The following is a 13320-nucleotide window of genomic DNA, read 5'->3' as shown; positions in this document are numbered from 1 at the left end:
TTATTGGTGTTAGGAGTGATCTTTGCTCTCACCACTTTTATGTTCAAAGGCATAGTCGAGTACTTTACGGATATAAGGCGCACCAACTTTTGAGCCACCGTTACCGTGTTCAATAACCACAGTTGCGACATATTCAGGGTGTTCATACGGTGCGAAAGCCGTGTAAAGCGCATGGTCAAGCAAGTGTCTAGCGAGTTTCTTCGAGTTGTAGACCTGGTCTTTCGCAAGATCAAAGACTTGTGCAGTTCCTGATTTGCCGCCGCTCGTGTATTCAGTTCCCTTAAATGCACGTCTGCCGCTGCCTCGATTACCGTGGTTTACGAGTCGCATCGCATTGATTGGCACATCCCAAATTCTATCCGGTACTTCGGTGATTGAGGGCATTGGCTCCGGTTCGACAAGTTGTTGTGTACTGAAATCTTCACCGTGATCTAAGGTGGCTCTTAAGATATGAGGTGGCATCACCTTACCATGATTAACCAATACTGACGTTGCTTTAGCAAGTTGCATAGGTGTCGATGTCCAATAACCTTGGCCAATACCAATCGGAACTGTGTCACCCTGATACCAAGGGGTGCGATAACGCATCATCTTCCATTCTCGAGTCGGCATGTTGGCGGTACTTTCTTCATAGATATCAATGCCTGTCGGTTCACCAAATCCAAATCGGTTCATCCAACTTGAAATTCGGTCAATACCCAAATCGAAAGCGGTTTGATAGAAGAATGAATCTACCGACTCTTCAATGGCTTGAGTGACATCGACAGGTCCGTGACCCCAACGTTTCCAGTCACGCCAAGATTTAGAGTTTCGTTTAGAGCCAGGAATTCTCCAAACGCCATGGTCGTTACGGATGGTATCTTCAGAGATGACATGTTCTTGCAGTCCTGCCACAGCCATAAATGGTTTAACGGTTGAGGCAGGAGGATAAACGCCTAGAGTGGTGCGGTTAACCAACGGGTGAGCCGGATCATTCAATAAACGTTGGTAGTTCTTACTCGAAATGCCGTCGACAAATAGGTTAGGGTCGTAACTCGGGCTTGATGCCATCGCCAACACGCTGTTGTCTTTCGGATCGAGAATAACCGCGCTTCCAGTTCGGTGATCAAGTTGCTCAAAGACGTATTTTTGCAGCTCAAGGTCAATATTTAACACGATATCTTTACCAGCTACTGGCGGCACGTACTCAATGGTTCGGACTATTCGCCCACGGCTGTTTACTTCGACTTCTTGATAACCTTTGGTGCCGTGCAGAATATCTTCGTAATAACGTTCAACACCCAGTTTTCCTATGATTGTTGTAGCTTGATAATTCGCTTCTATCCCTTGTTCTTCAAGCTTTCTGAGATCGCTATCATTGATGTGCGCCACGTAACCAAGAACATGGGTAAGCACCTCACCATTCGGGTAAAAACGCTTTAAGCTGGTATCGATAGATAAGCCGGGGAACTGGTACTGGTGCACGGAGAACTTGGCGATCTCTTCCTCCGTTAAGTTCTCTAGAATAGTCACAGATTTAAAACGGCGGGTGTTGTGATAGCGTTTTTTGAAACGAGCGATCTGCTCTGCATCACGGGGGACATATTTGTCTAGCTTGGCGAGCATTGCATCGACATCATCGGTTTGCTCTGGAATCATCGTCAGATCAAAGACAAGCTTGTTCTCTGCAAGCAACACGCCGTTACGGTCGTAAATAAGTCCACGAGTAGGGGCGATAGGTAATACTTTGATTCTGTTGCCATCGGCACGAGTTTGATAGCTTTTAAAATTTTCAACTTGAAGTCGGTATAGATTGCCGACTAAGACAAGAGTGAACATCAAGATCCCACAAAACGCGACGATTACGCGGTTTTTGAATAGGTTCACTTCGATTTTATGGTCACGCATCTTAACGCGTTTATGATTCATTGAAGCCTCAAGGGTCTGTTACATTTGGTTACACTTGTCGAATCGGGACTTTATCTGAATATCACTAGGGTTTTGTAAAAGCTGTGTCATGTTTTGAGGGATCGACAGCATTAGATGGCGGTAAACAGTGCCTTTAATTTTCTCATTATAAAAGATGATAAGTAATTGATGTAAAGATTGGTTTTATGAATTCATAAAGTTCAAGAGTTTTGACGACACTAGAGGTTAGGTCAAAAGAGGTTAGATAAATTTACGGCCCTCAGAATGAGAGCCGTAGAAGGTTAATTTGCTTATTTAGTGGCTTAGAAGCTTTAGTAAATTAGAAGATTAAAACTTCAAAAACCTAGAAGCACAATAAATCCGATATTTAACGAAATCAGTTCGAAGGCTTGAACTGAGATTTACGCATACGGTTCAGAGCAGCCATCACATCTAACGTTCTTGGTTTCGCTAGGTCACCGTAGTTAGGCATGTTAGCGTGCCATTCGTTTTCTAAAATAGCGTTAAACTCTTTAGCAGGGTTGTTTGACCAACCTGGAGTTTGTGCGAATTGGAACCAAGCCCAACCGATCGCATTCACTTCAGACGGTGATTCTAATTGCTCAAGCGCAGAAAGGTCTGCAAACTCTTTACCAAAACGCAGTGACTCTTTGCCTTTAGCATTAACACGGAATTTACCGTCAGTCAGAATGTTCATCAGTGAAGCACGGTTCAATGAACGCGGTACAAACGTTTCTAAAGCAGTTTCACATTCGTTAGTACGCTGAGTAGGGTGCTGAGCAATCACGTCTTTTGCTTTTTCAGTCACATCTACCGCTTGGTAGTCGTGCATTTGAATCACAGTGTTCGCGACATCTAGGTAATCACCAGAGCCACCCATTACAACAATGGTAGAGATATCCATCTCTTCACGAAGCTGACCAATGCGGTCGACAAGTGGTGTGATTGGCTCATCGCCTTTTGACACTAGCGCTTGCATACGCTCGTCACGAATCATGAAGTTAGTCGCTGACGTATCTTCATCGATAAGTAGAGTTTGAACGCCGGCTTCAATCGATTCTTGTAACCAAGCCGCTTGAGACGTAGAACCTGACGCATCTTGTGTGCTGAAGTCAGATGTGTCTTTCTGCATTGGTAAATGGTTGATGTAGTTTGACAGGTTCAAGCTGTGCACACATCGACCATCTTCAGCGCGGATCTTCATCGTATCAATCGCAGTTACAATGCCTTCGCGACCGTCACCAGGAATATGGTTGTAGATAGAACGTTCAACGGCGTTCAACAGTGTCGATTTACCATGGAAACCACCACCAACGATCAGCGTAATGCCTTTTGGAATGCCTAGGCCGGTCACGTCACCTTGGTTTGGAGTATTTAACGTAACACTCAATGATTCTGGAGCCGCGAAAGGTACCGCGTCTTTCATTGGAAGGTCGCAGTTACCCGCGATACGAGGTAACACACTGCCGTTTGCAACGAAAGCGGCTAGGTTGTTTTCATCCAATTGAGCACGCAGCGCTTCTTGGTCTTCAACGGCTTCACAATGTTTGATCATTGCATCGATGTTTAACTCACGCTCAAGCGTCGCGCGACGAATAAACTTCGGTAAGTAGAAAGTGATGATGTTGTTCGCTTTCTTAGCAAGAATGCTACGACCATCAGCTGGTAAATTAATACGGAAACGAATTTCGATGCCGTGGTCTGTGAATACAACAGCTGTGTTGTCTAATACGGTTTGACCCGTCAGCGCGATAGAAACGGTCGACTCTTGTTTCGCGAACTCAGAGAAGCTACGTGCGATAAAGTCACGAGCGGCTACTTGGTATTCGTAAGATTTTTCTTTCAGCCAATCTAACCCGGTCAAAGACCACGCGCGCGTTGCACGAAAACGAGAAGCTGACGCGTATGGGTCACCTTGGATGTGGTCGATGTGTAATTCAAAATCAGCAAAGTCGTATTGACCTTTAATTTGTTGATATGCACGGTAGTTTTGTTTTTCGAGCTTTTTAAGCTTTGCAGTCAACTGATCCATAACGAGGAATGCCTATATAAGGGGAAAGATAAAAACAGAAAGGCGGCGATTATAAAAATCACCACCTTTAGAGTAAAGAGAAAGTAGGCCTAAATCCAAAACTAACTGCTCTTTTTCGCTTTAAGCGTAACGAGTTGTCCCCAAATAGTTTTGATTGATTAAGCTGTGTTCGAATTCTTGGCTCGGCATTGGTCTTCCGTAAAGGTAACCTTGGCCCACATCGCAGCCTTCATTAATAATAAATTGCTCCTGAACCTCCGTTTCTATGCCTTCAATCGTCACTTTTAAGTCGAGCTTTTTGGCAATTTGGACAATAGAACGAACAATTTCCGAGTCTTCGTGTGAGTTGAGCATTTGGTCGATAAAGCTCTTATCAATCTTAATGGTGTCGAATGGGAACTTCTTCAGATAACTGAAGGAGGCGTAGCCCGTACCGAAGTCATCTAGTGACAATGTAACGCCAATATCGTGCAAAGATCCCAAGGTATTCTTGGCAACCACTTCATCTGCTATCAGTCCACTCTCCGTAACTTCAAGTTCTAAGAAACGAGGCTCTAAATGATAGGTTTCGAGTAGGTGAACCACTTGTTCCGCAAAGTGTACGTTCTTGAGTTGAATTGCAGACACATTCACAGCCATCTTGAAATCTTCAACGTATTCGGACCACTCTTTGGCTTTTTCAATCGCATTGCGTAAAACAAAGCTGCCCACTTCGAAAATCAAACCGTTTTGTTCAGCCATGTGGATCAGGGTTTCGTTAGAGATATCACCCAAAACAGGATGTCGCCAACGAAGCAAAGCTTCAGCACCGACCCAGCGATGCGTCAACGGGCTAACTTTGGGTTGAAAGTAGAGCATAAGGTCATCATTACGAACGGCTTGAAGCAAATAGCCTTCGATCTTATTAATGTGAGTTTGTTCTTCGGTATGGGATTGAGAGTAGTAAGCGAACTTTTGTCCTGAATCTTTGCAGGCTAACATCGCTTCAGAAGATTTCTGCAGAATGCTTTCCGCGTCATCTTCGTCGTTCGTAATTGCAATCCCAATAAACGCGTGCAAATGCACTTTGTCACTTTCGATGTCGAATTCTGAATGACCAACTTTAACGAGCGTCTGGCAAAGTTCTTCAAGGCGATGGTGTAAATCTTTAACGCTAAACGCCAATACGAGGTCAACCGAAGTAGGGCGTGCAGTTAACACATCGATATCAGAAATACAGTCGATGCGTTTTCGGTATTCAACAAGCACTTGGTCTAACGCGTTATAGCCGTAGCGTGCTTGTATGCGTCTACCGTTGGTAAAACCAATATGAACGACTGCAAATGAGCTGTCTGTCAGCCTTCTCTGTGACAGTAGCTTGTGGTTTAAGCGAGATTCAAATGCGTTTCGGTTTAAAAAGCCGGTGCCGAGGTCGTGATTCTTTTGGAAGTTAATCTTCTGTTCAGCCGCTTTTCGTTTATCAATTTCTTGATTCAACGAGTAATTAAGGCTCGCGAGATCTTTAGTGCGATTGTAAACGCGGTTTTTTAGGTCGCGATTCATTTGGGTAAGCTTGGCGTGTTGGAATAGGGTTTTAAGCTGAGATTCAATCGAAGTCCGAAAGCTCTCTAACAGTTTGATATAAGTAGGGGTGTAGTGATTCTCTTTCGAGTCCAAGATACAAATGGTGCCAAACAGTTCACCGTTAGGCCAAAGTAATGGAATACCACAATAGGAGTCTAAGCCGAGTTTGATGTCTGGGTTGTTGTCCCACTTAGGATCGGCAAGCGCGTTAGGCACAAGAAGCTGTCGTTGAGTTTCCATCACTGTTTCGCAGTACAGCCCATTCCCCAGCGTTTCAGAATCACCTTTGTTGTATGGGTTGTTCTCGCTACGACTGGTTGAAAAAACTTCAATGTAATTGGCGTGAACACGCATGATTAGTGCTGCGGGCACTTGAGTAATTTGAGCTAAGAGGTCGACAATATTCTGCCAACCGTGCTCCATATCGTCTGGGATATCTAAATCGAGAGTTTTTATTTTCTTCATATGACTCCGAGTCAATTATGCTAAATGCATCAACACATCCTGTGTTAATTATGATGAACCAAAGAAAACTGTGAATCTTACGTTAACTAAGTATAAGAAATGTTGCACAAAAAAACCTCGGCAATTTTGCAGAGGTTTTCAAATGTGAATACGGGTCTCAGTAATGAGATAAATTTCGATTAGGGCTTTAATTTTATAAAGTCTTCGCTATTCAGTTTCTTACTGTAATCTACTGATGGCTGCGCGAACCCGTTGAGCTGCAAGAACTCGTCTTTGAACCCTTGGTAATCACCTAAAGTTTGGAAGTTGTTTTCATCCATCTTTTCTAGTAGTTCAGTTACGTGCGCTTGGGTTTCTGGATCTAATTCCCAATCATCCATACGGATCAATCGCTCACCATCAAGTGGTACTTTTGATTGACCATAGAGTTTACTGCTAAATAGACGCTGCATTTGTTGGATACAACCTTCGTGGGTCTCTTTCTCTTTCATCACTTTATACAAAGCAAGTAAGTAAGGGCTGAGTCCCGGGATGAAAACGCTCGCTTTAGTGACTAGTGCTTTACAGACAGTCGCGTAAGCGTTGCCATCAAAGTTAGCTAATTCTAGATTAAGAGCGTGGCTGGTTTGGTGAAGGTCGATCTTAGCGCGACCTAAAGTACCGTCTAAGTAGATAGGGTGCGTCACTTCAGGGCCAACATAGGAGAAGGCGATCGTCTTACAACCCGGAGCAATAGACTCAGCGTTGATCAGTTCGTCTATCCAGTTTTCCCAATCTTCACCACCCATCACTTTGAGTGTACTTTCAGCTTCTTCTTCTGTTGCAGCGTCGAGCGTGTTGGTCACCCAGTTGTCGTGTTCCAGAGAAATAGTTGCGCCAGTTACGCTTTCACCAATAGGTTTGATGGCAGAGCGCCAAAACTCATCGGAATCTGGTTTAGGGCGAACGCCTGCAGCTAAGCTATAGATAATCAGATCCACTTCACCTTCGAAGTAGGTTTCAATGGCTTCGACAACTTGTGAGCGTGTTTCTTGCGAAAATGCGTCGCCAACGATGTTGATAGCAGTGTGTTGCTCTCGTTCGGCTTCTTTTTTGAAGTAGATGTTGTTGTACCAACCAGCACTACCTAGGGATTTTTCGTTTGGACCGCGCTCGAATGAGACGCCGATAGTGTCAGCTTTTGCGCCGCCAAAGGTAAGGGCAATACGAGCGGCAAGGCCAAAGCCTGAGGAAGCGCCGATAATCAGTACTCGTTTAGGGCCATCTTTGATTTGCGGCGCACTCTTAACAAACTTGATTTGTTGCTTTACGGCTTCTTGACAGCCAAGAGGGTGAGCGCTTTTGGCTACCACACCCTTGATAACAGGTTCGATCAGCATAAATAACCTTACAGTTAACGGTGATATGCACTCAGGCTAACGTAAAGCTGTGTAAAATTTATTGAGCTAGACCATTAAAACTTAAAGATACTGATATAATTCTTCGGCGACGAATTCAGCAATCCAAGGTTGAGCTTCTGGTTTTGGATGCAGTCCATCGTTCATCATCCACTCAGGTTTGAGGATGATATGCTCTAGGAAAAACGGCAAAAGTGGCACGTTTTGTTGATCAGCAAGCGCTGCAAAAACGTATTCAAACTGCTGGTTGTAACGCTTTCCGTAATTTGGTGGGATTTTAATCTGCATCATTATAGGTTTGGCGCCCGCAGCTTTTATCTGCTCAATGATCTGCTCAAGATTTGCAGACATCAGCTTAGGTGGGAAACCACGAAGTCCATCATTCGCACCAAGTTCGATAAGAACGGTGTCTGGAGCATGTTCTTCAAGCAATTGTGGTAGGCGGGCTAAACCATTGCCCGTTGTATCACCAGAAATACTCCCGTTAACCACGGTTACCGTTTTGTCATGCTTTGCTAACGCGTCTGGTAACAGGCTTGGCCAACTCTGTTTGATGTCCATGTTGTAACCAGCACTCAGGCTATCACCAAGGACCAGTAACTTAGAATCTAAGCGGGTATCTTGAGCCAAAGAAGCGGTTGAAAATAAAATAAAGAATAAAAAGGAAATTAGTCGAGTCATGCATACATCCATCATTAAAGCAGAAGCTGTTTCGAAGACAGTGTCTACTAATCAAGAACATTTAACAATCCTAGAGCACGTCGATATCGATATTCGTGAAGGCGAAACTGTCGCGATTGTCGGCACGTCTGGCGCGGGTAAATCGACCTTAATGACGCTGCTTGCTGGTCTTGATGTACCAACGAAAGGCGAAATCAGTTTATTAGGACAGCCACTTTCACAGCTTGATGACGAGGCAAGAGCGAAGATCCGCAGTGAATCGGTAGGGTTTGTATTTCAAAGCTTCTTGTTAATTCCAAGTCTTTCAGCGCTACAAAATGTCACGTTACCTTGTTTGTTAAAGGGAGAAGACGAAGACATCGAACGCGCGACTGCTCTGCTTGAATCAGTAGGCTTGAAAGACAGGCTTGATCACTTACCGTCGCAGCTATCTGGTGGTGAACAACAAAGGGTCGCGTTGGCGCGCGCATTTATGATTAAGCCAAAAATTCTTTTTGCCGATGAACCCACAGGCAACCTAGACCAACAAACGGCAGCCAAAATTGTTGAGTTGTTGTTTGAATTGAACTCATCCCACGGCACAACTTTAGTTTTGGTGACACACGATCCTAAGCTTGCACAACGTTGCCAAAGAACACTCAAGATGCATGTCGGTCAGATAGAGGAAGTCTAAATTGAATTCATCAAACGGACTGAATAAACGCCTGTTTTCATGGAGTATCGAAGAGATTCGACACGGCCAGTTGTGGCCAGTTTCAATCGCTTTAACGCTTATTATTGCTTGTGTATTTGCATTGTCGGCGTTGGCCGAACGTATGGAGCAGGTAATTGTTAAACAGGGCAAAGATGCGCTTACTGCTGATAGCGTGTTTATCTCAGCAAACCCAATTCCGCAATCCTTGTTAGACCTCACTCAAGTTGAACAATTAGAAAGATCTCAGTTGACTCGTTTTTCAACCATGGCATTCAGTGATAACTCAATGCAGTTAGTGACGGTAAAAGCAGTTGAAAGTAATTACCCATTACGCGGTGAAATGATCTTAGAGGGCGCTGATAAAGCATCAAGTAACCATGTTGAGCCGGGTGAACTTTGGCTAGACGAGCGTATATTTGCACAGTTAGAGGTTGAAATTGGTGACAATGTCACTATTGGTGATGCCGATTTAGCGATAACTGGACGAATCACTCAAGAACCAGGCTTAAGCTTTAACCCATTCCAACAAATGCCAGCTGTGCTGATTCATACAAGTGATATCGATGCCACGGGAGCGATTCAACCGGGCAGTCGCGTTAGCTTTAGATTGTTTTTAAATGGTGATGAATCGAAACTCAAAGCCGCACAAGACAGTATCGAACTGACACCAAGCGATCGCTGGCGTACTCAAGATTCTGCGAGCCGTACTAACGACATGTTCGAAAGCACGACTCAATATCTTTCGTTAACCGTTGCTATTGTTGTGATCATGGCTGCGACCACTTTGGTACTCACTTGCCAACATTATGTTGCGAGTCGCCGTAAAACCATCGCGATGCTTAAGAGTTTGGGTGCAAGCAAGCAGTGGATCGTTAAATGGTTGTCTGTACAGGTATCTTTATTAGTGGTTATCGGTGCAGTACTGGGAATAACTATCGGTATCGGCTTAGAGTTTTTGCTTCGTATACCTCTGGGTGACTTATTACCAACGCCACTTCCTAGCTATGGTATTGAACCTGCAATCTTGGCGATTTTATCAAGCATCTTAATTGGTGTTCCTGCTCTTGGTATCCCGTTAATTGGCTTGGTCAATACCTCGGCAATCAGCGTTATCCAATCAAGTCACCAGTCCAATGAAAGCTACAAGAAATATTTGTTGTTACTGGTACCGATTATTCCAATGATGCTGATGTATGGCGACAATCTATTGGTATGGATAGTTCTAGCGGGTATCGCTTGCCTGTTCTTAGTACTTGCGGTCGTTAGTACGCTTGTTCTGCGTTTGGTTGGCAAGTTACCGACATCTACGTCTATGCGTTTAGCATTGAGCAGAATTAATCGCACACCTTTAGCAACGGGGATTCAATTTGGCTCTTTAGCGCTTTCACTGATGTTGCTGTCTATCATCTGGTTGGTAAGAAGTGATTTACTGTCAGATTGGCAACAAACCTTACCCGAGAACGCACCGAATGCGTTTGCACTTAACATTGCAAGCTATGAGAAAGACAGTTATCTCGAGACGATTGATGCAAACGAAGTAGAGCGTACTCAAGCGTTTCCAATTATCCGAGGACGACTGACGACGATAAACGGTGTTGAAGCGTCGGAATACAGCGATACCTCAGGCGAAACAGACGCACTAAGTCGAGAGATCAACTTCACTTGGGGAGATAGCTTACCCGAGTACAATGAAGTGTTAGAAGGTAACTGGACGCAAGAGCATGGCGTATCTGTGGAATCGGATGTCGCGGAGCAACTGGATCTAAAGATTGGCGATGAGCTGTCATTCACAATCAACAGCCAGAATGTTTCTGCCAAGGTGAATAGCATCCGCAAAGTCGAGTGGCGAGAAATGAAGCCGAACTTCTACTTCATTTTTACTCCAGATGTCTTGAGTTCAATCCCTTCTACTTGGCTAGTGAGCTTCAGATTAGAAGAACAACACAATCAGATGCTCAACGAACTCTCTCGAAATCATCCAACCGTGAGTTTGATGGATATTCGTAAGATGGGTAGCAAGATCCAAGAGTTGCTTAAGCAGATTGTTTGGTCGATTACCGTACTTGCGGCGTTAGGTGTGGTGGCGGGGCTGTTGCTTATCTTCACTCTATTGCGATTGAGCTTATCTCAAAGACAACAAGAGATACGCTTGTATCGAACATTAGGCGCGAGTAAGAAGCGAATTCTCAATACTATTTGGTGTGAGTACGGTTTAATGGCGTTAGTCGCAGGCTCAATTGCAGCCCTTGGTTCTGAGCTCAGCGTGGCAGGAGTGATGAACTTTGGTTTTGAGTTACAACCTTCACTTCACCCGATGTTGTGGATAGCGCTACCGGTGCTAACGTTCATCACATTAGCCGCGGTAGTGAATAGCTTAATCAAACGTTTGTTAGCACCAGTAAACAAGGATTTTGGCTAGTCGTTAGCGAGATCTAGCCAAGCGCTTAAAACGGTCTAAAAGTGAGATTATTTATACTTAGTCATGCACTATTTATAATACGTCGCTTTAGACCGTTTTTTATTTAACCAACCGGTAGCATAAGTAAAAAATATCGCACCTTAGATTCCACTGTTTTTAGCATTTTTTAAAACTAATTACCCAATAATGCCGATTTAATGAACAGCGGTTAGTCCCTGTAAACAAAGGGTTTGCGCAACTTAGCAAGAACGTTATCAACAGTTATCCACAAAAACGGTGGATAACTTTAGGGATAAGTTAACCGCTATGTTTTAAGAGTACTGAGGCAGCCTTTATGTGGCGTCACTTAGGACAAATTTGACTGTTAGAATAACCTTTAAAACCCTATCTGGAGTTATTGAGTCAAGAGATTATTTATGTTTTTTACATAGATATTAAATCCCGCCTATCTAAGACCTTGATAAAAATGTGTTTTAATTCATCGCAGAACAAAAGTAGAATAGAGGCAGTTAATCTTATTCTACAGAACACGATGAACCACAACAAAACGGATACAAATCAACCTTCTATTGCCATTGTTGGTGGTGGTATTGCCGGAACAACGAGCGCGATTCACTTTAGTGAGTTGGGTTTTAAGGTCACTATCTTAGAAAAAGGGCCGAGTTTGGTTAATGGTCCACCAATTTGCCACCTGCACGCTGGCGGCAATTTGTATCGAGATATTTCTGTAGAGCAGTGTCTTCAGTTGCTCACGCAGTCAATTGATACCGTCCGCTTATTTCCTCATACGATCAATATTCGTCCGACAATCATCGCCGTTCCGCACAGTGATGGTGGAGAGCCGTTGGATCTGCTTCCTCGTCTCAAGATAATCAAAAGCGCTTATGCCGATCTTGTTAAACAAGATAAAAGCAACCAAGTGCTCGGTGATCCGGAAGAGTATTATAAGCTGTACAGCAAAGAAGATTTATTAGCACTTTCTGCGAAAACACAGCCTCTGAAACCAACATCGCTTGATGATTGGTGTATTCCTTTCGCCAAGCATACGGATTTAGAGACCCTAAAGTATCCTGTTGCGATGGTCCAAGAGTATGGCTGGAGCGTATTCCGACTTTCTGCGACCGCTCAACTCTCTTTGGGGCAACAAGCTAACTGTACTGTGTTAACCAACAGCCGATTACAATCTGTTGAGTCGACAGGTCAAGGTTGGTCTTTGACTTATACCGATGCCGAAAACCAAAGCTGCCAACTAACGACCGATTACTTGATTAATGCGAGTGGGTTTGAAACGGGTATCGTAGATGACTTTGTTGGCTCTAAGCAGCAAAGACTTGTTGAGTTTAAAGCTGCATACGTTACAGAGTGGCCATATTCGCAAGAATGTAAGGAAGAGTGGCCAGAAGTTATCTTCCATGGCCCGAGAGGCACACCGCAAGGCATGGCGCAATTAACGCCGTATGCTGATGGTGTGTTCCAACTTCACGGCATGACAGAAGGGATTACTCTGTTTGAGGGTGGGCTTGTTTCATCGTCAACAGACTCGTCACAGCCACAGTTGCCTTCGAAGCTGCTTAAGAAAATCGTATCGGGTTGGAGTGAAGATCAGCTTGAATTAAGAACTCGCGCGGCAATAACGCATATGTCTCAGTTCATCCCAAGTTTCAGTTCTGCATTGGTCGGTGGTAAACCTTTGTTTGGTGCACAACAGATTCCGGGAACCGATCCAAGCTTGAGAGCTTCAGACGTTTCATTCTGTGGGGATCGCTATGCTCGACTTGAAGTAGTAAAAGCTTCTTCAACATTAGAAGCGGCACAAAAGGTCGCTGAGCAATGGTTTGATGTATCAGAGGCGGCATCTATTGAAGACACACACTCAGTGACAATGTCACTTAATCTAAATGATATTGAAAACAGAGCGATAGATTTGACACAAGAACGTGGATACCCAGAAGCGCTTGCCAAGGTGTCAGGTCAAGATCACGCTTAGTAGCCTATAATTAGTCTATCATCATCGACTGCGTTTAATTTCTTCAATTCGGCTTACTGTAATAGGTAAGCCGAATCTTCATTTCAACATCTGCTTAGATACCGAACCTCATCTAAATGACATCTTCCTAGTTGATTATTCTCAGCTACATAGCATTTAGCACATAACACATCG

Annotated in this window: 8 protein-coding genes; 3 read left to right on the top strand and 5 right to left on the bottom strand. The window is 44.1% G+C overall.

Annotated features, from left to right (window positions below; translation table 11 throughout):
* Positions 1-9: 9 nt before the first annotated feature.
* The 5 genes from mrdA to AB6E51_RS11740 all read right to left on the bottom strand — a co-directional run bounded on the left by mrdA (position 10) and on the right by AB6E51_RS11740 (position 8046).
* The gene (gene mrdA, locus AB6E51_RS11760) at positions 10-1908 is read right to left on the bottom strand and encodes a penicillin-binding protein 2 (RefSeq protein ID WP_136981853.1); all 1899 of its coding nucleotides are present in this window, start codon (positions 1906-1908) and stop codon (positions 10-12) included.
* A gap of 376 nt (positions 1909-2284) precedes the next feature.
* Positions 2285-3940 (bottom strand): ABC-ATPase domain-containing protein, encoded by a 1656-nt coding sequence (locus AB6E51_RS11755; protein WP_017064599.1) that lies wholly within the window; start codon positions 3938-3940, stop codon positions 2285-2287.
* Between the two features lie 120 nt (positions 3941-4060).
* Positions 4061-5968, bottom strand: a complete 1908-nt coding sequence (locus tag AB6E51_RS11750) for an EAL domain-containing protein (RefSeq protein WP_372058319.1) — start codon at positions 5966-5968, stop codon at positions 4061-4063.
* Between the two features lie 179 nt (positions 5969-6147).
* Positions 6148-7347, bottom strand: coding sequence for an enoyl-ACP reductase FabV (fabV, locus tag AB6E51_RS11745; protein ID WP_372058320.1), 1200 nt, complete (start codon positions 7345-7347; stop codon positions 6148-6150).
* Between the two features lie 81 nt (positions 7348-7428).
* Entirely contained in the window at positions 7429-8046 is a 618-nt protein-coding gene (locus AB6E51_RS11740) for an arylesterase (RefSeq protein WP_017060079.1), read from the bottom strand.
* Between AB6E51_RS11740 and AB6E51_RS11735 the strand changes: the two genes are divergently transcribed.
* The 3 genes from AB6E51_RS11735 to AB6E51_RS11725 all read left to right on the top strand — a co-directional run bounded on the left by AB6E51_RS11735 (position 8045) and on the right by AB6E51_RS11725 (position 13146).
* Positions 8045-8719: an ABC transporter ATP-binding protein gene (locus AB6E51_RS11735; RefSeq protein WP_004730959.1), complete on the top strand. Its 675-nt coding sequence runs from the start codon at positions 8045-8047 to the stop codon at positions 8717-8719. The two genes, AB6E51_RS11740 and AB6E51_RS11735, sit on opposite strands and share 2 nt — an antisense overlap.
* 1 nt (position 8720) lies before the next feature.
* Positions 8721-11159: an ABC transporter permease gene (locus tag AB6E51_RS11730; RefSeq protein WP_372058322.1), complete on the top strand. Its 2439-nt coding sequence runs from the start codon at positions 8721-8723 to the stop codon at positions 11157-11159.
* A gap of 532 nt (positions 11160-11691) precedes the next feature.
* A complete protein-coding gene (locus AB6E51_RS11725; protein ID WP_017060081.1) occupies positions 11692-13146 on the top strand; it encodes an FAD-dependent oxidoreductase in 1455 nt (484 codons plus the stop codon).
* The last annotated feature ends 174 nt before the right edge of the window (positions 13147-13320 follow it).

Origin of the sequence: Vibrio sp. 10N.247.311.47 (assembly GCF_041467535.1) — a bacterium.
GTDB classification, from domain to species: domain Bacteria; phylum Pseudomonadota; class Gammaproteobacteria; order Enterobacterales; family Vibrionaceae; genus Vibrio; species Vibrio crassostreae_C.
Note: the sequence above shows the minus strand (reverse complement) of the source record. Positions and strands in the feature narration are given on the sequence as shown.